The organism is Nocardia goodfellowii (assembly GCF_017875645.1).
Lineage (GTDB): Bacteria > Actinomycetota > Actinomycetes > Mycobacteriales > Mycobacteriaceae > Nocardia > Nocardia goodfellowii.
In genome coordinates this window covers 5018460-5037786 of sequence record NZ_JAGGMR010000001.1, presented here as the reverse complement: position 1 = coordinate 5037786, position 19327 = coordinate 5018460, and the positions used below count along the sequence as shown (strand labels likewise).

The following is a 19327-nucleotide window of genomic DNA, read 5'->3' as shown; positions in this document are numbered from 1 at the left end:
AGGGGGCAGTACCCGGAATACAAGGGCCACAACAACTTCGGCCCGGTCAGTGGTGTGGCGTGCGCCACTCGAGCGGGCGGTGCGCGAGTGCGCGGCTGTCGCGGGGCGGAGCCGGTTCGCCACCGGCGGGCAGTTCGACGGCGCACTCCCGGATAACCATCCAGTTACAGATGGGCGACCATCTGGCCCGAGCGTTGATTGTCATTTCGCGCACTGGGACGGTTAGTCGAGCTTGCGATCATTTCGACTCTCACATCTCGACCCAACGGTGAGGAGCGTCAGAATGAACCACGGACAGCCCCGGCATCGACCCCAGCCAGTCGTCGGTGAACTCGCGGTGGTGATCCGGTAGTGGCCGTGTTCAACGCCGGGCCGCCGCCCACCACCGCCGGTGGCACGGTGACCATGGTGGAGGCCGGTACGTTCTGCCTCTCGGACCAGCTCGGCGACATCCACGGCGGACTCACCCAAGGCTTCTTCTACCGGGACGCGCGCGTGCTCAGCCGCTGGGAACTGCGTTTGGACGGCCACACCCCCGAACAACTCGCGGTACTGCCCACCGAGGCCTTCCGCACCACCTTCGTCACCCGTGTGCCACCCCGGCAGGGCGTCGCCGACGCCACGATCCTGGTGACGCGCCGCCGGATCATCGGCGAGGGTATGCACGAGAAGATCGTCATCCGCAATCTGGGTGACGAGGACACCGCGCTGACCGTCACCCTGACCGCCGACTCCGATTTCGCCGATCTGTTCTCGGTCAAAGACGGCCGGTTGAACACCGCCGGATGCGAGATCAGCGTCACCGACGGCACGCTCCGCCTGGGCGACCGGGAGAACACCGGCATCGGGCTGCTGATCACCGCGACCGGTGCCCCGACCATCCATCCGGGCTACCTCACCTGGCACGTGGTGGTACCCAGTCAGGGCAGCTGGCAGACCGCCATCGAATGCCAGCCGCTGGTCGGACACCACGCCGTGCCGATCAACGTCCATGACGACAACGAGGCCAGCCCTTCGGGCAAGATCCGGCAGTGGCGCGCCAACGCCACCAGCCTGACCGCCGACGGCCCCGGCTTGAACACCATCCTGCAACGCACCGAAAGCGATCTCGGCGCGCTGCGCATGACCGACACCGAGGACGGCTCGGATTACGTCGCCGCCGGTGCCCCCTGGTTCATGGCGCTGTTCGGCCGCGACAGTCTGCTCACCTCGTGGATGGCCTTGCTGCTCGACTCCGACCTGGCCCTGGGCACGCTACGGCGGCTGGCGAAACTGCAAGGGCACAAACAGGATCCGCTCACCGAGGAGGAGCCGGGACGCATCATGCACGAGATGCGGTACGGCCCGAAAGGTGACCAGGTACTCGGTGGCAGCGTCTACTACGGGACCGTCGACGCGACCCCGCTGTTCGTCATGCTGCTCGCCGAATGCTGGCGCTGGGGTATCGACGAGAACGCGGTCAAAGAACTGCTGCCCGCCGCCGACGCCGCGCTGACCTGGATCGACGAATACGGTGACGCCGACGGCGACGGATTCGTCGAATACCGGCGCAAAACCGATCGGGGCCTGGCCAATCAGGGTTGGAAGGACAGCTGGGACGCGATCAGTTTCGCGGACGGGCAGCTGGCCGACCCGCCGATCGCGCTGTGTGAAGTGCAGGGCTACGTCTACGCGGCGCGCCTCGGCCGGGCGGAACTGGCCGAGGCCTTCGGCGACAGTGCCACCGCCACCCGCCTGCGCGCCCAGGCGGAAGAACTGCGGCAACGTTTCGACGAGGCGTTCTGGATGCCCGACGCCGGCTGCTACGCGATCGCGCTGGACCGGAAGAAGCGACAGGTCGACGCCATCACCAGCAATGTCGCGCACTGCCTGTGGACCGGCATCGTGCCCGACGAGCGGGCCGCGGCCGTCATCCAACGTCTCGCCGCGCCGGACATGAACAGCGGTTTCGGACTGCGCACCCTGTCCGCGAAGATGAGCCGCTACAACCCGATGGGCTATCACACCGGCTCCATCTGGCCACACGACACCGCTATCGCGGTCGCCGGACTCCTTCGCTACCAACACATTCCGGGTGCCGTGGAGCTGGCGCAGCAACTCTCGGCCGGGCTCGTGGAAGCCGTGCTGGCGTTCGGCGGCCGACCCCCGGAACTGTTCTGCGGCTTCGACCGTAAGGACCTGTGGCTGCCCGTGCCGTACCCCACCTCGTGTTCGCCGCAAGCCTGGGCCAGCGCGTCACCCTTGCTGATCATGCGTTCGTTCCTGGGTCTGACGCCATCCGTGCCCGAGCACAGCCTCACCGTCACCCCGCGACTGCCCGCGCGCGCCGGACAGATGCGCCTGACCGACCTGCGACTCGGTTCGGCCTCGGTCACCCTCGTCGCAGAAGGCACGACGGTGAAGGTCGATGGGCTGCCACCGGATTGGCAGTTGGAGCAGTCCTAGCCGCAAACGGCCGACTCGTCGAGCGTGCGGGTCGGTGGCAGGTCAGCTGAACGGAGGCGACACATAGGGCTCGGCTATCGTCTCGATGATGAGCGCGCGATTCGAGGAGTTGGGCTGGCGGCAGACCCCGATGGGTGAGATCAGCTTGCGCCGCCGGTTCGATCCGACCGTGCGCATGGATGTCTACGAGGTCAAACTCGGCGACGAGTTCTTGATGTCGAGCCTGTTCACCACCGGCGAGCGCGAATTGGCGCGACTGGGCTTGGCGCGCACTCCGGGGACGGACCTCGACGTGGTCGTCGGCGGTCTGGGGTTGGGGTATACCGCGCGAGAAGCCTTGACCGACAACCGGATACGGGAGCTGACCGTGGTCGAGTACTCCCAGGCGGTCATCGACTGGCATGCCGAGCAACTGCTGCCCGAAACGGCGGGACTGTTGTCCGACAACCGGATTCAGGTGACATGCGCGGACTTCTTCGCGGCGGCGACGAGCGCGGAAGGCTTCGATTCCCGGCGGCCGGGACGGACCTACGACGCGGTCCTGCTCGATATCGATCATTCCCCCCGGCACGTACTGCACCAGCCGCATTCCGCCTTCTACACGCCCGAGGGTTTGCGGGCCATGGCGACCCACATCGTCCCGGGCGGGATATTCGCGATGTGGTCCGACGACGCACCCGACGAGCAATTCCTCGCCGTGCTGGGCTCGGCGTTCGCCGACGTCGAGGCCGAGCGCGTGTACTTCGACAACCCGATCACCCGCGGCCGCTCCTCGGCGACGATCTACCTGGCAACGCGGCGCTGAGCCCGAGCCAACGGGCTACCCGAGCTCGAGCCAGCGGGCGGCCGCGTCGAAGGTATCGTCCGGGGCGGCGTTGAAGGCGATCGCGGCCTGCGGCGCGTGCTGCCGCACCAGATGAACTACCCGCTCGAACAGCTCGAGCAGATCGTTGTCGGTGCGCAGCCCGCCGCCGACCACCACGCACGCCCAGGCACGCTCGCACAGCGCATCGGTGAGCAGCGCGATGATGTCGTCACTGCCGTCCAGGCCGAACAGGCAGGCCCGCACGCCGACGCCGTGCTCACGGAATCGCGCGAGCCCGGCCTCGATCGCCGCGGTCACCGGCTCCGGATCCCACGGGCCGGGCACCCGATACGGATCGAGACCGATCACCAGTACCTGAGGCGCCCGTTCCATGCCTCGACCTTACGCACGCACCGTTGTCAGCGCTTCCCGTCGACGCGCCGGGGAACATGCCATGGGTTGGCTTCGCGCAGTGCCGGTGGGAGTAGCGCGTCCGGGAATTCCTGCCAGGCGACCGGGCGCAGGAACCGCTCGATCGCCGCGGTGCCCATCGAGGTCGCGGTCGGTGCGGTGGTGGCGGGATATGGTCCGCCGTGTTGCTGGGCCCAGCTGAGCGTTATGCCGGTGGGCCAGCCATTCCAGACCAAGCGGCCGGCCAGCCGGGTGAGGGCGGGCAGCAGCGGACGTATCTCCTCGAGCTCGTCGTCTTCGGCGTGCACGGTAGCGGTGAGGCCGGGCTCGAGTTCTTCGAGGACGCCACGAAGTTCGGCGGTATCGGCGTATTCGACCACGAGCGACTCCGGCCCGAAGCATTCGGTACGCAATTCCTCGGCGTCAGCGTGGAAGTCGGCGGCACGGACACGCAACAGGGTGGGTTCGACGGATTCAGCATCGCCGGTGGGCACCGAGATCGCTTGCACCGCAGGCTGTTTGAGCAAGGCAGCCAGTGTGGAGCGATAGCCGCCGGCGATGCGGTCGTTCAGCATCCGCTGGGCGGGGACGGCCGCCACCTCGTTACGCAGCGCATCGGTCAGGCCGTGTCCTTCGGGGAGCAGCAGCAGACCGGGTTTGGTACAGAACTGCCCCGCGCCGAGGGTGAACGAGGAGACGAATCCCGCGGCGATCTCCGGGCCGCGGGCCTGGACCGCACCGGGGGTGACCACTACCGGGTTGAGACTGCCGAGTTCGCCGTAGAACGGGATCGGCCGCGGGCGGGCGGCGGCGATATCGAAGAGCGCGCGGCCACCGGCCACCGATCCGGTGAACGCCGCCGCGGCGATCTCCGGATGGCGCAACGCGGTGACGCCCGCGTCCATGCCGAAGATCAGTGCGAAACTGTGCTGCGGCGCACCGGCTTCGGTCAAAGCGGCCACCAGGATGTCGGCGGTACGGGCCGACAACTCCGGATGACCGGGGTGCGCTTTGAGCACGACCGGGCAGCCGGCCGCGAGGGCGGCCGCGGTGTCGTGCCCGGCGACACTGAGGGTGAAGGGGAAATTGCTCGCCGCGAACACCAGGGTCGGGCCGATCGGCACGACCATGCGCCGCAGATCGGGGCGCGGCCCCATCGGCCAGTCCGGATCCGCGTGATCGACCGTGGCGCGCAGGTATTCACCATCGGTGAGCACGTCGGCGAACAGCCGGAGCTGGAATGTGGTGCGGGTGAGTTCCGAGCGCAAGCGCGGCTGCTCGAGCAGATGCGTTTCGCGCACGGCCAGGGGGATCAGCTCGCCGGCGGCGGCATCGAGGGCGTCGGCGGCCGCACGCAACCATCGCGCCCGTTCGACGGGCGTCGATTCCGACAGTGGCAGCGCCGCCTTCGCCGCCGCGGTGACGATGCGGTCGACCTGGTCCGGGGTGGTGTCCATAGTTGTTGTCCTTCAGCGTTTTTCAGGCGATTTTCAGAGCCGTGACGGTATCCACGAGGGCGGAGAGATCGGCGAACTCGCTATCGGTGAGGTCGGTCAGCGGGGGCCGTACCGGACCCGGCGGGCGACCCACCGCCGCCAATCCCGCTTTGATGATGGATACCGCGTATCCGGGCTTGCGGTCGCGGATATCGAGGTAGGGAATGACGAAGTCACGCAGATAGCCGTACACCGCGGCCTGGTCCCGCGCCCGCACGGCGGCGTAGAAGTCGAGCGCGAACTCGGGAATGAAATTGAAGATCGCCGAGGAGTAGGTCGTCACACCGAGTTCGGTGTAGGGCAGGGCGAAGGCCTCGGCCGTCGGCAGTCCGCCGATGTAGGTCAGGCGGTCACCGAGCCGGGCGAAGATCCGGGTCATCATCTCGATATTGCCGACACCGTCTTTGAACCCGATCAGATTGGGGCAGCGGTCGGCCATGCGAGCCACCGTGACATCGTCACAGACCGCGTTCGCGCGGCTGTAGAAGATCACCCCGAGCGAAGTGGCGGCGCAGACCGCGGCCACGTGTTCGACCAGCCCGTCCGCGTTCGCTTCGACCAGATACGGAGGCAGCAGCAGAATCCCGTCGGCGCCGGCCGCTTCGGCGGCTCGTGCCTGCGCGACCGCCGCGGCGGTGCCGGCCGTCGCGGGTGCGACCACGGGTATCCGGCCCGCCGTTTCGCCGACCGCCGCGCGCACCACCCGGTCGATCTCATCGGGTGTCAGGGAGAACCCCTCGCCGGTGCCGCCGGCCGCGAACAGTCCGGCGACGTCGTACTGGGCCAGCCAGCCGATGTGGTCCCGGTAGGCCGGCTCGTCGAAGGCGAGATCGGCATCGAAGTGGGTCACCGGGAACGAGAGCAATCCGCTACCCAGCGCGGGGCCTAGTTCCTTGGCGGGCATGTGTGACATGGACGTCGTCTCCTTGATCGGTGTGAGGTGAAATCAGACGTGGGGATCAGTCGGGTGGCACGGTCGCGAGCAGACCGACGACGCGGCGCAGCGCCGGGTTGACCTGCTCGCGCCGCCACACCGCGTACAGCACCGCCTGCTCGGTGACTCCGTCCAGCGGACGGAACCGCAGACCGTCGGGGCGTAGCTGCGCGGTCGATCCGGGCACGATGGCCAGCCCCCGGCCGGCGGCCACGAGCGCGAGCATGGTGTGCACCTGGGCGATCTGGTGGGTCGAGGTGTAGTGCACCCGAGCCAGTACCCGTTGCAGCAGTTCGGCGAAGTAGTGGGCCGGGCCGGGAGCGAAGACCAGCAGATTCTCGCCGGACAGCGCCTCGATCGGTACCCGTTTTTCGTCGGCCAGCCGGTGGTCCTTCGGCACGACTAGCACGAGCGGTTCGGAATGCACCAGCCGCGAATCGAATTCGGTGCGGTCGAACATGGGGCGGACCAGTGCCAGATCCAGTTTGCCGCTGCGCAGGTCCTCGAGTTGGTCGGCGCTGACCTGCTCGCTGAGCACCAGCTCGATATCGGGCAGCGTCTGTTCGAGGTGGTTGAGAAACCGGCCGAGGAAGGCGAATCCCGAGGCGGCGGTGAACCCGACCCGCACTGTTCCGGTATGCCCGGTCGCTACCAGCCGCGCCATACTCGGCGCGGCGTCGGCCAGTGCGAGCAGCCGGCGGGCCTCCACCAGGAAGGCCGCCCCGGCCGGGGTCAGGGTCACTCGCCGTTGGGAGCGATCGAAAAGCACGACACCGATATCTCGTTCGAGCTTCTGGATCTGCCGGCTCAGCGGCGGCTGCGTCATCCGCAGTCGTTCCGCCGCACGCCGGAAACTGCATTCCTCGGCTACCGCCACGAATCCACGCACCTGTTCCAGTGACAACATGGCGGACGGCCTGCCTCTCCACTCCTGCGGCTCGATGCGTCCAACGTAGGCGGAGTCGGCGATACCCGTCCAACATTCATTGCGCATCGTCCGATACCCGTACGGCATGTGCGTCGGTTGCTTCGCGGCATACGCAACCATGCGCAGTGAGGTATCGGTCAATACCAATTTGGTGTTCGACGGGTATCGCGCCGCGCTCTAGTCTCCATGACACGCCGAAGTGCGGGTGACGCGAACCACACCCGCCGGGCGAAGGAGGAGACGACGATGTCGAACTTTCGACGCCGAACCGGGCCGGTCGCTGCCACACTCGCGGTCACCGCACTGGTCGCCGGTTGTTCGGTGGCAAACTCGAATCACAGTGACGCGGCGCGCCCCGACACGTTGCGAATCGTGATCCCGCAGGAGCCGCCGACGCTGGAACCCTGTGATGCGTCGCTGACCGACACCGGTGTGGTGGTCCGATCGAACATCACCGAACCGCTCATCGAGCGCGACGCGGAAACCGGGGCCCTGCAACCCAAACTCGCCGAATCCTGGCAGCAGACCGCACCGACCCGCTGGACTTTCACCCTCCGGCCCGGCGTCACCTTCAGCGACGGGTCCGGTTTCGACGCCGAGGACGCGGCGGCCTCGATCGAACGCGCGGTCAACAGCGATATCGGCTGCGACGTGGACGGATACGTCTTCGGCGACGACGCCCTCGAGGTCACCGTCCTCGATGCGCGCACCATCGCGATCGGTACTCCCGCGCCGGATCCGATTCTGCCGCTGCGCATTTCGTTCGTGGAGATGGTGCCGAGCACGACGACCACGACCGCGCGCGTCCGGGAGCCGATCGGCACGGGTCCCTACCGGATCGATTACTGGCAGCAGGGACAGCGGCTCGCACTGATCCGCAACGACTCGTATTGGGGTCCGGCGCCGGAGTACACCCACGCCATATATCAGTGGCGCGGCGAGGGCAGCGTGCGCGCGGCCATGGTGGCCAACGACGAAGCGGAACTGGCCACCTCGCTCGGGCCCGAGGACGGCGCCGGCGATCTCGGTGTCGCCTATCAGAACAACGAGACCTCGGCGATCCGGATCCACGCCACCGAGCCGCCGCTCGACGACTATCGGGTGCGCGCCGCGATCGACCTCGCCATCAACCGCCAAGGCATCGTTAAAGCCCTCTTCCGCGGGCTCGGACAGCCGGCCGCGCAATTGGTGGCGCGGGGCATCGTCGGTTTCGACCCGAACCTGGCTCCCACGCCCTATGACCCGGACCAGGCGGCGCGTCTCGTGGCGCAGGCCAAGGCCGACGGTGTTCCGGTCGACAAGCAGATCCGGTTGATCGCACGAACCGGGATGTTTCCCAAAGTCGCCGAGACCACCGAGGTCATCCAGAACGCGCTGAGCAAGGCCGGTCTCAACGTCAAGATCCAGATGATGGACACGGCCGGACAGATGCAATTCCAGGTCCGCCCGTTCCCACCGAACTCCGGCCCGATCATGGTGCTCATCCAGCACGGCAACCAAGCCGGCGACGCCCAGTTCACCGTGGACCAATACCTGCGCAGTGATGGCTACCAGAGCACTACCGGCAGAGCCGATATCGACGCCGCTATCGAGTCCGCGACCCAGCTCACGGGCGCCGCGCGGCAGGACGCCATCGCGGCCGTGTTCGCCGCCGAACCCGCCGCCGTCCGTCAATTCGGCTACATCGCGCACATGAGCGGAGTGCTGGCGATCGCGCCGAGCGTGCGCTATCGGCCCAACCCCGCCACCGGCGACGAGATGCGCCTGGCCGAGATGACCCGTTCGGATCCCGTCACCAACGGGTGATCCGGCACCGCTTCCAGCAAATCGAGGACAAGATGACCCCAGCCAACACCGCGAATCCGGGGGTGGTGCACCATGTTCGCCTTCCTGCGTAGACGCACCTACACCAGTCTGGTACCGCTGCTCGTCGTACTTTTCGGCGTATTCCTGCTCGCCCGGCTGACCGGCGATCCGACCGACCTGTATCTGCCCGAATCCGCCACACCGGCCCAGCGCGCCGAATTCGCGGCTCAGCACGGCCTGGATCAGTCCATGCTCAGCCAGCTGGGTGACTACCTCACCGGAGTGGTGCGGTTGGACTTCGGCGAGTCGCTGCGCTCCGGCGAATCCGCGTCGGCAATGGCGTTGCGCGCTTTTCCCGCCACGCTGCAGCTCGCGTTCTTCACCATGCTGTTCGCGATTCTCGGCGCGGTGGTCATCGGCTGCTGGGCGGCGTATCGGCCGCACTCCCTGGCCGATCGGGCGTCGAGCCTGCTGTCGATGACGGCGGCGAGCATCCCCGATTTCTGGTTCGCCATCACCGGTATCTGGATCTTCGCGGTAGTGCTCGGGGTCCTGCCGACTTCCGGCACCGGTAGCGGGTTGTCCTGGATCCTGCCGATCGCGACATTGCTGATCCGGCCGCTCGGCGTCCTGACCCAGGTCGTCCGGGGTGCGATGGTGTCGGCACTGTCCGCACCGTATGTGCGGTTGGCACGCAGCAAGGGCGCGGGCGATCTGCGGGTGGTCACCCACCACGCGCTGCGCAATGCCGCGGCTCCCGCCCTGACCGTCGCCGGCGATCTCACCGTCGGCCTGGTCAATGGCGCGGTCGTCGTGGAGGCGATCTTCGGCTGGCCGGGCATCGGCAAATTGATGATCGACGCCATCCTGCAACGCGATTTCGCGGTTCTGCAGGCAGCGGTTCTGCTGACCGCGGTGAGCATCTTCGTCCTCAATATCGCCATCGATGCGTGCTATGCGCTCCTGGACGCCCGCGTCCGCGAGAACACCACGGTCTAGGAGGGCCTCATCATGTCTATCGATCACGACACCGGATCGATTCCGGCGATCGTCGAACCCGCTGTCCCCCAGTCCCATTCGGCGGCCAAGTTGCCGCTGTGGCGGTTGCTGCTGCGCGACCGGCTGGCGACGGTGGCGGCCACGATCCTGATCCTCGTCTTCCTGGTCGCGCTGTTCGGGCCCCTCCTGATCGGCGATGCGGCCAGGGATCAGAACCTCGACGAATCGACGCTCGCGCCTTTCGATCTCGGCAACGGCTGGCTCAACATCCTCGGCACCGACCCCTTGGGCCGCAGCGTCCTCGCCCGATTGATCGTCGCCTGCCGGACCACTTTGCTGGTGGCGCTGCCCGCGGTGGCCGTGTCCTGTCTCGTGGGTTCGGTGATCGGCATGTGGGCCGGATATCACCGGGGCTGGCGGGAGACGGCGGCCATGCGGGTGGCCGATGTGATCATGAGCTTCCCCTCCCTGTTGCTCGCGGTCGTGGTGCTGTACGTGTTCAGCCCGAGTGCCGCGACCATCGTCGCGGTCCTCGCCCTCACCCGCGTTCCGATCTACCTGCGCACCGCGCGGGCCGAATCCGCGGAATTGCAGAGCCGGCTCTTCGTCGACGCCGCGCGGACATTCGGGGCGGGCAGCACGGCGATCATCCGCCGGCACGTCTTCCCCATTCTGCTGCCGACCCTGCTGACGGTGGCGACGCTCGACTTCTGCTACGTCATGCTCGCCGAGTCGTCACTGAGCTTCCTCGGCATCGGCATCCAGCCACCCGACATCAGTTGGGGATTGATGGTCGCGCAGGGCCGTACCTATCTGCACACCGCCTGGTGGTTGTCGTTCTTTCCCGGTCTGGCGATCGTGATCACCACCGTGTCCTCGACCATTCTCGCCGCCTGGGCCCGTATCGCCACCGACCCCGCCCAACGCTGGCGGCTGACCACGCCGCACGCACGCAAGTCGCGGCTGTTTCCCACCAGAAAGGTGGTGCTGAAATGACCAGCACGCCCGCCCTCGCGGCCCGGCCCACCGAGTCCGGCGACCGCACCGCGCTCGAGGTATCGGGCCTCACCGTCGACCTGCGTACGCCGTCGGGCACCGTCCGAGCGCTCGACTCGATATCGTTTCGCGCTCAGCGCGGAGAAACCCTCGCCTTGCTCGGCGAGTCCGGCTGCGGGAAGTCGATGACGGCTCAGGCGCTGGTCGGCCTGCTCGAACCGGTAGCCGAAATCACCTCCGGCTCAGTATTTCTCGGTGCTGTCGACCTGCTCGCGGCCAACGCGAAACAGCGACGCGCACTGGCGGCGACGGAGTTGGCGATTGTCTTCCAGGACGCGCTGACCGCGCTGAATCCCGTGTACCCGGTCGGCAAGCAATTGGCCGAGCCGTTCCGGATCCACCGCGGCATGTCGGCCAAACAGGCCAAGCAGGAAGCGATTTCGCTGATGACCCGGGTCGGCATCCCGGAGCCGGAGGCACGGGCGAACGCCTACCCGCACCAGTTCTCCGGCGGTATGCGGCAGCGTCTGCTGATCGCCATGGCGGTCGCGCTCAGTCCCGCGGTACTGCTCGCCGACGAACCGACCACCGCCTTGGACGTCACCGTCCAAGCGCAGATCATGTCCCTGCTGCGGGATCTGCGGTCCGAACGGGATATGGCCGTGGTGCTGATCACCCACGATCTCGCCCTCGTCGCCGAGGAAGCGGATCGAGTGGCGATCATGTATGCGGGGACGATTGTCGAAACAGGGCCGGTAGCAGAGGTTTTCGCCCGGCCGCGCCATCCTTACACGCGAGGCCTGCTCGATTCAGTTCCGGTGGGCGCGCACCGCGGCGCGACCCTGAAGTCCATCGGCGGATCACCGCCGGACCTGCATTCGATCCCCAGCGGTTGCGTCTATCAGGCCAGATGCCCGCTCGCCCGCGACATATGCCGGACCCGGCCGGTACTCACACCGGCGACGGACGGACGCGCGGCGGCCTGTCACTTCGCCGAGGAGGTAAGTCATGTCTGAACCGCTGCTGCGAGTCCGAGGATTGACCAAGACATTCAAGGTCGGGGCCGACCGGGCCGGTAACACGCGCCTGCGCGCCCTCGACGGCATAGATCTAGAGCTGGGGCAGGGCGAGACACTGGGCCTGGTCGGCGAATCCGGTTGTGGCAAGTCCACTCTGGCGCGCACGCTGATGATGCTGGAACGGCCGGACTCGGGCACTGTCAGCTGGAACGGCATCGACCCGTTCGCGCTGCGGGGCAAGGAGCTGCTGGCCTTCCGGCGCCGAGTGCAGATGGTGTTCCAGGACCCGTACGCCTCGTTGAACGCGCGAATGTCGGCGGGCGACATCATTTCCGAGCCCTGGCGGACCCACCGCGACCTCTATCCGTCCCGGAAGGCCCGCGTCGCCCGCACCCGGGAACTGCTGAACCTGGTCGGCCTGCGCAGCGGGGACGAACACCGCTATCCGCAGGAGTTCTCCGGCGGCCAGCGCCAGCGCATCGGCATAGCCCGCGCACTCGCCCTCGACCCCAGCGTGGTGATCTGCGACGAGCCGGTCTCCGCCCTGGACCTGTCGGTGCAGGCCCAGGTCCTCAATCTGCTCAATGACCTGCAGAAGCAACTCGGCATCGCATATCTCTTCATCTCGCACGACCTCTCGGTGGTCCGTCACGTGACCGATCGCGTCGCGGTGATGTACCTCGGCCGGATCGTCGAAACCGGTTCCACCGATGCGGTCTTCGATCGCCCCGCCCACCCGTACACCGAGGCCCTGCTCTCGGCCGCGCCGCATCTGCGGGCCGAAACCCGAGGCAAACGCATCATTCTGGAAGGCGATGTCCCCTCGCCGCTCAACCCGCCCTCGGGGTGCCGCTTCCGCACGCGGTGCCGGCACGCGACCGACCTCTGCGCGACTCACACCCCACCGGTCGTTGTCGACCGAGACGAGGCCGGGCACGTCGCCGAGTGCTACCACCCCCGCAACGAAGGGGTCCGTACCGCGGTCTCCGCCTGAGGAGCGGACCCGCCCGGCCGGTCACCGTCAGCCGATCACAAGGACATCGCAAGGACCACACGGATCATTGAGACATGTCCGATGATCAGCACGCCGGTGACCCGATCTGGGCGCGGCCGCGCTTTCACACAGTCTTGACCTTCGCCACCTTCGTGGTTCTGGTGCTGGCGCAGGGCCTCTGGTGGCGTGATCATGGCGAACCGTTCTCCTGGATCCTGTTGCCCGCCACGCCCTTCCTGGCTTTCCTGCCGGCGGGAGTCATCGTGAAGTCGCGCCGGAAGCGGTGGACCATGCGCTGGGCCGAGCAGCGCGGGTTCACCTATCACCCTGACGCCGGATGGGCGGTGCCGACCTGGAACTTCGCGCCCTTCGACATCTCCCGGGCACGGCGCATGCGCGTTCGAGACGCCATGCAGGGCACGGTCGGCGCCTACCCGGCGCGCTTCTTCCACCTCACCTGGCTCAACAACAACAAGATCAACCTGAGCACCCATTACCGGAATGTCTTCGTCCTGGAACTTCCCACCCCGCTCCCCCGACTGACGATGGGTCCGAACTTCGACACCACCGCGGGCACTCAGGTGGAGTTCGAATCCGCCGAATTCAACGACAAATTCGCGGTGTACTCCTCGAATCCGGCCTTCGCGCACGCGGTCTTCACACCGCGCACCATCGACCGGCTGATCGACCTCGGCCGGCGCGTTCCAGCGGTCCGGCTGACCAAATTCGAGATCGCCGAGGACCGGCTGGTCGGGGTTACCACGCTCGGCAATCGTCCCCGGGAGATCGGCGCGGTCTTCGACGCCATGCGCGTTATCGCCGACGGCATCCCGAGGTTCGTGTGGTCCGATCACGCTGTGCCCCCGATCGATTCGGAAAGGACCGTGGCATGAGCACCACTGTCGCCATTCTCATCGCCCTGGCTGTCGCGCTGATCGTGATCGTCTGGTATTTCGCGGCCTACAACGACTTCGTGCGGTTACGGAATCTGGTCACCGAATCGTGGCGGCAGGTCGGTGTCGAACTGCAACGCCGCCATGACCTGGTGCCGAATCTCGTCGCCACGGTCGAGCAGGCCGCGACCTTCGAACGCGGAATCCTGGAGGCGGTGGTCGTGGCACGTAATCGTGCGCAGGTCGCGGGCACTGCCATGTCGGCATCCCCTCGGCCGGACGAGGTGGCTACCGCGGAAAACGCGCTCAGCACCGCATTGGGCAACCTGCGGGTTCTCGCCGAGCAATACCCCACCGTGGGCACCGTACGGAATTACCTTGTCTTGCAACAAGAACTGGCCGATATCGAAGACCGGATCGCCGCGGCGAGACGGTTGTACAACGGCAACGTGCGAGCTCTGAACACAAAAATCGAATCCGTACCGGCCGCCGTCATCGCTTCGCTACACCAGGTATCTCCCGCCGAGTACTTCGAGATCAGCAGCCCCGAAGCGGGGAAGGCCACCGACGTAGCCCGGCTGTTCAACCCCGGCGGGAACTGACGTGCACGCGCGGCCGCTCATCCGGACACAAGGTTCGAGCGCGTGGGCTGGGACCAGCCGAAGGTCAGTTCCACCGCGCGCTTCCACTTGACGTACTCGGCCCGCACCCGTTCCGGGTCCTGCTGTGGTGACCACTGGGCGGCGCGATGCCAATTGCGGCGCAGCACTTCCAGATCCGCCCAGTAGCCGACGGACAGTCCGGCGGCGTAGGCGGCGCCGAGCGAGACGGTCTCGATGATCATCGGACGCATCACCGGTATATCGAGCACGTCGGCGACGGTCTGCATGAGCAGATGGTCGGTGGTCATGCCGCCGTCGACTTTCAATTCCGTGGCCTGTAACCCGGAGTCGGCGTTCATCGCGTCCACTACCTCGCGGGTCTGCCAGGCGGTGGCCTCCAAGACCGCGCGGGCCAGATGCCCCTTGGTGACATAGGACGTCAGGCCGACGATGATGCCGCGGGCTTCGCTGCGCCAGTGCGGGGCGAACAGCCCGGAGAAGGCCGGAACGATATAGCAGCCGCCGTTGTCGTCGACGGTGCGCGCGAGGGTCTCGATCTCCGGTGCGCTGGAAATCAATCCGAGGCCGTCCCGGAACCACTGCACCAGCGAACCGGTCACCGCGATGGACCCTTCCAGCGCGTACACCGCCGGTGCGGAACCGATCTGATAGGCGACGGTGGTGAGCAGGCCGTGCGCCGACCGGACCGGAGCGGGGCCGGTATTGCGCAGCAGGAAACTGCCCGTGCCGTAGGTGCATTTGGTCTCGCCCGGGGAGAAACAGGTCTGCCCGAACAGCGCGGCCTGCTGATCACCGAGGGCGGCGGCGATCGGGATGCCCGGCACCACCCGCCGCGTCGCGCCGTACACCTCACTGCTGGACCGGATCTGCGGGAGCATCGCGCGCGGAATATCGAAGAAGGACAACAGGTCCGCGTCCCAGGCCAGGGTTTCCAGGTTCATCAACAGGGTGCGGCTGGCGTTGGTGACGTCGGTGATATGGATGCCGCCGTCGGCGCCGCCGGTCAGATTCCAGATCAGCCAGGTCTCCATGGTTCCGAACAGGACATCGCCGCGTTCGGCGCGAGCGCGCAGCCCGGGTACCGAGTCCAGCAGCCAGCGCAGTTTAGGTGCGGAGAAATAGGTCGTGAGCGGCAGTCCGCTCAGTTCGAGCACGCGGTGGGCGTCGGGATGCGCGCCTAGTTCGAGCACCAGATCCTCGGTGCGCATGTCCTGCCAGCCGATCGCCTTGCCCACCGGGACGCCGGTGTGCCGATCCCACACCACGCTGGTCTCCCGCTGATTGGTGATGCCCAGCGCCGCGATCTGGGCGCGGTCGATGCCCGCCTCGCGCAGCGCCCGCGGCATGATCCGGTCGACATTGCGCCAGATCTCCATCGCGTCTTGTTCGGCCCAGCCAGGTTTCGGAAAGTAGTGCTGATGTTCGCGCTGAGCCACCGAGACCAGCCGGCCACCGGCGTCGAACACGATGCAGCGGGTGGAGGTGGTGCCTTGATCGATGGCCATCACATAGCGCTGCATCGTGCGCCTCCCGATAGGTGGAACGCACCGGGAGCGGCAGTTGCCCCCGGACTACTTGACCGCGACCAGGTCTCGGGAAACCGCGCGAGCCGCGTCCCGCACGTACCCGAGCAGTGTCGGATCCGGTCGCCGCACGCTCGGAAAGAGTCGCTCGGCGGCTCCGGCGATACCGATGGCCCCGACCACGAGGCCGCCGTGCGCGCGGATCGGGGCGGCGATGCCCGCTTCGCCAGGGACCAGCTCCCCGTATTCGCCCGCCCAGCCGTGCTCGCGGACCTCGGCCAGCGATGCGCTGAGCAATGCCGGATCGGTGCAGGTGCGGCGGGTGAAGGCGGGCAATCCGGCGGTACGCACTCGCAACGCCAGATCGCTGTCGTAGGCGAGCAGAACCCGGCCGAGCGCGGTGGCATGCAACGGCAGCAACGCGCCGATATCGAGGGTTTGCGGAGTGTCGTCCGGCCGGAAGACGTGGTGCACCACCAGCAGTTGGCCGTCGGCGGGCGTACCGATCCGCACGGCCGCGCCACTGCGGGCGGCGAGGGCATCGGCCCAGTTGATCGCCCGTGAGCGCAGCTCATTGGCATCGAGATAGCTGGTGCCCAAGTGCAGCAGCGCGGCGCCGAGCCGGTATTTACCACCGGCTTGCTCCTGCTCGACGAAACCGATCGCCTGCAGCGTGCGCAGGATCCCGTGCGCGGTGCCCTTCGCGAGATCGAGCGTACTGGCGATTTCGGCGACTCCGAGGCGGCCGGAGCCGCGGGCGAGCAGGCGCAGAATCGCGCCGGCTCGTTCGATCGATTGCACTGGGCCTGGCATAGCGGACAACGTATTTCATCGAAGCAGTACGACAATGTCGAACTCGGTTTCGGCTTTCCCCGCCCACCCGGCGTCACCCGCGTGACCTGCGGCTTCGCGAATGTGATCTGAGTCATAGTGAGCCGCAGCGTACCGACCGTCCAGTGCCCCCGCCACGGCGGGCGTTCGGCAATGTCGAACGCACGTCGTTGCCGCCCTCGAAACCCGACCGTAACGTCCCGCGCACTTTCGACCCTCGAAAAATGAATGGAGACAACGTGAGTCTCGCAACCGTATTCGTCAGCGAACTGGCCGGAACCGCGGTGCTGCTGCTCCTCGGCGGCGGCGTGGTGGCCAACGTGCTGCTGGCGAAATCCAAAGGCTTCGACGGGGGCTGGCTCCTCATCAATATCGGGTGGGGTTTCGGCGTCATGGCCGGCGTCTACATCGCCTTCAAGTCCGGTGGTCACCTCAACCCGGCGGTCACCCTGGGCATCGCGAGCAGCGGAGCCGACGAATACGCGCCGGGGGTCGCGGTCAGCTTCGGAGCCACCCTGGTCTATCTGGCCGGTCAATTCCTCGGCGCGTTCCTCGGCGCCTGCGCCACCTACCTGACCTACAAGAAGCACTTCGACGCCGAACCCGACGCGGGCAAAAAGCTGGCCGTCTTCGCCACCGGCCCGGAAATCCGGGACTACCGCTGGAACCTGGCCACCGAGTTCATCGCCACCTTCGTCCTCGTCCTGGTGATCGTGTCGCTCGGTAAGACACCGTCGGGCCTGGGCCCGCTCGCCGCGGCTCTGCTGGTCGTCGGCATCGGCGCCTCACTCGGCGGCCCCACCGGCTACGCCATCAACCCCGCCCGCGACCTCGGCCCGCGCATCGCGCACGCCGTGCTGCCGATGCGGCACACCGCCGCCGCTGTCGCCCACTCACCCAGCCTGGGTGCCGCCGCGGCCCCCACCGCCGAGGAGACCAAGGACTCCAGCGACTGGGCCTACGCCTGGGTGCCGGTCCTGGGCCCCGCACTCGGCGGCATCGCCGCCGGACTGGTTTCGCAGCTCATCTTCTGAGCACCGAACATACTCAGCAGCAACAGCTTTCCACCCGTTCGAAGGAGCACCACCGGATGTCACGATACGTCGCAGCGATCGACCAGGGCACCACCTCGACCCGCGCCATGATCTTCGATCACGCGGGCACGGTCGTCGCGGTCGACCAGCGCGAACACGCCCAAATCTTCCCGCGCGCCGGATGGGTGGAACACGACCCGGCCGAAATCTGGGAGAACACCCGCGCCGTCGTCGCGGGAGCCCTCGCCAAAGGCGATCTGACCGCCGCCGATATCGCCGCCGTCGGCATCACCAACCAGCGCGAAACCACCGTCGTCTGGGACCGCGCCACCGGCGAACCCGTCTACAACGCCATCGTCTGGCAGGACACCCGCACCGATCGGATCGCCGAAGAACTCGGCCGGCTCGGCGGCGGCCAGGAACGCTACCGGGACAAGACCGGATTGCCGCTGGCCACCTACTTCTCCGGCCCGAAGATCAAATGGATCCTCGACAACGTCGAAGGCGCCCGCGCGCGAGCCGAAGCCGGCGAACTGGCATTCGGCAACATGGACACTTGGATCCTGTGGAACATGACCGGCGGAGTCGACGGCGGCGTGCATGGAACCGATCCCACCAACGCCTCCCGCACCCTGCTGATGGATCTCGACACCCTGCAATGGGACGCCGACATCGCGGCCGAAATGGGTGTGCCGCTGTCGATGCTCCCCCGCATCTACTCCTCCTCCGAGGTATACGGCCAGGTGCGGGCGCGCGGCGCCCTCGCCGGTGTCCCCATCGCCGGCATCCTCGGCGACCAGCAGGCCGCCACCTTCGGCCAAGCCTGCCTGTCCCCCGGCGAAGCCAAAAACACTTACGGCACCGGCAATTTCGTGCTCCTCAACACCGGAACCGACAAGGTGCTGTCGCAGAACGGACTTCTCACCACCGTCTGCTACAAGATCGGTGACGCCAAACCGGTCTACGCCCTCGAAGGCTCCATCGCGGTCACCGGCTCGCTGGTGCAGTGGCTGCGCGACAACCTCGGCATGATTGCCACCGCCGCCGAGATCGAAGAGCACGCCCGCAGCGTCGAAGACAACGGCGGCGCCTACTTCGTGCCCGCCTTCTCCGGACTATTCGCACCGTACTGGCGATCCGACGCCCGCGGCGGCATCGTCGGCCTCACCCGATTCGTGAACAAGGGCCACCTCGCCCGCGCGGTCCTGGAAGCCACCGCCTTCCAAACCCGCGAAGTCATCGACGCCATGAACGCCGACTCCGGCGTCGCCCTGACCGCTCTCAAAGTCGACGGCGGCATGGTGGTCAACGAACTGCTGATGCAGTTCCAAGCCGACATCCTCGGCGTCGAGGTCATCCGCCCCGTCGTCGCCGAAACCACCGCCCTCGGCGCCGCCTACGCCGCCGGACTCGCCGTCGGATTCTGGGAATCCGAAGACGCCATCCGGCAGAACTGGGCCGAAGACAAGCGCTGGACCCCCGCCATGGACGAAGACCGCCGCGCCCGCGAATACCGCAACTGGAAAAAGGCCGTCACCAAGACCTTCGACTGGGTCGAGGACGAGGACTGAGCTACCGCGCGCGTGCCCG

The 19327-nt window shown here is 67.2% G+C and carries 17 protein-coding genes; 11 read left to right on the top strand and 6 right to left on the bottom strand.

Annotation, left to right across the window (positions count from 1 at the left end; genetic code table 11):
* The first annotated feature begins 405 nt into the window (after positions 1 to 405).
* Together BJ987_RS23245 and BJ987_RS23240 are read left to right on the top strand one after the other, a co-directional pair.
* Positions 406 to 2445: an amylo-alpha-1,6-glucosidase gene (locus BJ987_RS23245; RefSeq protein ID WP_209898916.1), complete on the top strand. Its 2040-nt coding sequence runs from the start codon at positions 406 to 408 to the stop codon at positions 2443 to 2445.
* An 88-nt stretch (positions 2446 to 2533) separates the two neighbouring features.
* A complete protein-coding gene (locus tag BJ987_RS23240; RefSeq protein WP_209893924.1) occupies positions 2534 to 3250 on the top strand; it encodes a spermidine synthase in 717 nt (238 codons plus the stop codon).
* A 15-nt stretch (positions 3251 to 3265) separates the two neighbouring features.
* Here BJ987_RS23240 and BJ987_RS23235 read toward each other — a convergent pair whose 3' ends face one another.
* From BJ987_RS23235 to BJ987_RS23220, 4 genes are read right to left on the bottom strand one after another with little or no spacing between them, the layout of a single operon-like run.
* On the bottom strand, positions 3266 to 3643 hold the full coding sequence (locus BJ987_RS23235; protein ID WP_209893921.1) for a hypothetical protein: 378 nt from the start codon (positions 3641 to 3643) through the stop codon (positions 3266 to 3268).
* Positions 3644 to 3669: 26 nt separating this feature from the next.
* The gene (locus BJ987_RS23230) at positions 3670 to 5118 is read right to left on the bottom strand and encodes an aldehyde dehydrogenase (NADP(+)) (RefSeq protein WP_209893918.1); all 1449 of its coding nucleotides are present in this window, start codon (positions 5116 to 5118) and stop codon (positions 3670 to 3672) included.
* A gap of 22 nt (positions 5119 to 5140) precedes the next feature.
* Positions 5141 to 6070, bottom strand: a complete 930-nt coding sequence (gene kdgD / locus BJ987_RS23225; RefSeq protein WP_209893915.1) for a 5-dehydro-4-deoxyglucarate dehydratase — start codon at positions 6068 to 6070, stop codon at positions 5141 to 5143.
* Between the two features lie 46 nt (positions 6071 to 6116).
* The gene (locus tag BJ987_RS23220) at positions 6117 to 6998 is read right to left on the bottom strand and encodes a LysR family transcriptional regulator (protein ID WP_209893912.1); all 882 of its coding nucleotides are present in this window, start codon (positions 6996 to 6998) and stop codon (positions 6117 to 6119) included.
* 267 nt (positions 6999 to 7265) lie between these two features.
* Between BJ987_RS23220 and BJ987_RS23215 the strand changes: the two genes are divergently transcribed.
* The 7 genes from BJ987_RS23215 to BJ987_RS23185 all read left to right on the top strand — a co-directional run bounded on the left by BJ987_RS23215 (position 7266) and on the right by BJ987_RS23185 (position 14328).
* Positions 7266 to 8825, top strand: coding sequence for an ABC transporter substrate-binding protein (locus BJ987_RS23215; RefSeq protein ID WP_209893910.1), 1560 nt, complete (start codon positions 7266 to 7268; stop codon positions 8823 to 8825).
* A 72-nt stretch (positions 8826 to 8897) separates the two neighbouring features.
* Positions 8898 to 9824 carry an ABC transporter permease gene (locus BJ987_RS23210; RefSeq protein WP_209893907.1) on the top strand — a complete coding sequence of 309 codons (927 nt, stop codon included), beginning with the start codon at positions 8898 to 8900 and terminating at the stop codon, positions 9822 to 9824.
* Between the two features lie 12 nt (positions 9825 to 9836).
* Positions 9837 to 10820: an ABC transporter permease gene (locus BJ987_RS23205; RefSeq protein WP_209893905.1), complete on the top strand. Its 984-nt coding sequence runs from the start codon at positions 9837 to 9839 to the stop codon at positions 10818 to 10820.
* Entirely contained in the window at positions 10817 to 11836 is a 1020-nt protein-coding gene (locus BJ987_RS23200; RefSeq protein ID WP_209893901.1) for an ABC transporter ATP-binding protein, read from the top strand. Before BJ987_RS23205 ends, BJ987_RS23200 begins: the two co-directional genes overlap by 4 nt.
* A complete protein-coding gene (locus tag BJ987_RS23195) occupies positions 11829 to 12833 on the top strand; it encodes an ABC transporter ATP-binding protein (protein ID WP_209893898.1) in 1005 nt (334 codons plus the stop codon). The genes BJ987_RS23200 and BJ987_RS23195 overlap by 8 nt, the downstream gene beginning before the upstream one ends.
* A gap of 74 nt (positions 12834 to 12907) precedes the next feature.
* Positions 12908 to 13726 (top strand): DUF3137 domain-containing protein, encoded by an 819-nt coding sequence (locus tag BJ987_RS23190; protein ID WP_209893895.1) that lies wholly within the window; start codon positions 12908 to 12910, stop codon positions 13724 to 13726.
* Positions 13723 to 14328, top strand: coding sequence for a LemA family protein (locus BJ987_RS23185; RefSeq protein WP_209893892.1), 606 nt, complete (start codon positions 13723 to 13725; stop codon positions 14326 to 14328). The genes BJ987_RS23190 and BJ987_RS23185 overlap by 4 nt, the downstream gene beginning before the upstream one ends.
* Positions 14329 to 14345: 17 nt before the next feature.
* On the opposite strand, the gene glpK (BJ987_RS23180) is transcribed toward BJ987_RS23185, so the two are convergent.
* Positions 14346 to 15869 (bottom strand): glycerol kinase GlpK, encoded by a 1524-nt coding sequence (gene glpK, locus BJ987_RS23180; RefSeq protein WP_209893889.1) that lies wholly within the window; start codon positions 15867 to 15869, stop codon positions 14346 to 14348.
* 51 nt (positions 15870 to 15920) lie between these two features.
* On the bottom strand, positions 15921 to 16685 hold the full coding sequence (locus BJ987_RS23175) for an IclR family transcriptional regulator (protein ID WP_209893886.1): 765 nt from the start codon (positions 16683 to 16685) through the stop codon (positions 15921 to 15923).
* 242 nt (positions 16686 to 16927) lie between these two features.
* Here BJ987_RS23175 and BJ987_RS23170 point away from each other — a divergent pair, with 242 nt between their 5' ends.
* Positions 16928 to 17737 carry an MIP/aquaporin family protein gene (locus BJ987_RS23170; protein WP_245366093.1) on the top strand — a complete coding sequence of 270 codons (810 nt, stop codon included), beginning with the start codon at positions 16928 to 16930 and terminating at the stop codon, positions 17735 to 17737.
* 56 nt (positions 17738 to 17793) lie between these two features.
* On the top strand, positions 17794 to 19308 hold the full coding sequence (gene glpK / locus BJ987_RS23165; protein ID WP_209893880.1) for a glycerol kinase GlpK: 1515 nt from the start codon (positions 17794 to 17796) through the stop codon (positions 19306 to 19308).
* Positions 19309 to 19327: the final 19 nt, after the last annotated feature.

Coding starts and splice junctions, on each gene's coding strand:
- BJ987_RS23215 (WP_209893910.1), top strand. CDS start 7,266: ATGTCGAACTTTCGACGCCGAACCGGGCCGGTCGCTGCCACACTCGCG.
- BJ987_RS23170 (WP_245366093.1), top strand. CDS start 16,928: ATGAATGGAGACAACGTGAGTCTCGCAACCGTATTCGTCAGCGAACTG.
- BJ987_RS23175 (WP_209893886.1), bottom strand. CDS start 16,685: ATGCCAGGCCCAGTGCAATCGATCGAACGAGCCGGCGCGATTCTGCGC.
- BJ987_RS23190 (WP_209893895.1), top strand. CDS start 12,908: ATGTCCGATGATCAGCACGCCGGTGACCCGATCTGGGCGCGGCCGCGC.
- BJ987_RS23185 (WP_209893892.1), top strand. CDS start 13,723: ATGAGCACCACTGTCGCCATTCTCATCGCCCTGGCTGTCGCGCTGATC.
- BJ987_RS23230 (WP_209893918.1), bottom strand. CDS start 5,118: ATGGACACCACCCCGGACCAGGTCGACCGCATCGTCACCGCGGCGGCG.
- BJ987_RS23200 (WP_209893901.1), top strand. CDS start 10,817: ATGACCAGCACGCCCGCCCTCGCGGCCCGGCCCACCGAGTCCGGCGAC.
- BJ987_RS23220 (WP_209893912.1), bottom strand. CDS start 6,998: ATGTTGTCACTGGAACAGGTGCGTGGATTCGTGGCGGTAGCCGAGGAA.
- BJ987_RS23205 (WP_209893905.1), top strand. CDS start 9,837: ATGTCTATCGATCACGACACCGGATCGATTCCGGCGATCGTCGAACCC.
- BJ987_RS23195 (WP_209893898.1), top strand. CDS start 11,829: ATGTCTGAACCGCTGCTGCGAGTCCGAGGATTGACCAAGACATTCAAG.
- BJ987_RS23210 (WP_209893907.1), top strand. CDS start 8,898: ATGTTCGCCTTCCTGCGTAGACGCACCTACACCAGTCTGGTACCGCTG.
- BJ987_RS23245 (WP_209898916.1), top strand. CDS start 406: ATGGTGGAGGCCGGTACGTTCTGCCTCTCGGACCAGCTCGGCGACATC.
- BJ987_RS23240 (WP_209893924.1), top strand. CDS start 2,534: ATGAGCGCGCGATTCGAGGAGTTGGGCTGGCGGCAGACCCCGATGGGT.
- kdgD (WP_209893915.1), bottom strand. CDS start 6,070: ATGTCACACATGCCCGCCAAGGAACTAGGCCCCGCGCTGGGTAGCGGA.
- glpK (WP_209893889.1), bottom strand. CDS start 15,869: ATGCAGCGCTATGTGATGGCCATCGATCAAGGCACCACCTCCACCCGC.
- BJ987_RS23235 (WP_209893921.1), bottom strand. CDS start 3,643: ATGGAACGGGCGCCTCAGGTACTGGTGATCGGTCTCGATCCGTATCGG.
- glpK (WP_209893880.1), top strand. CDS start 17,794: ATGTCACGATACGTCGCAGCGATCGACCAGGGCACCACCTCGACCCGC.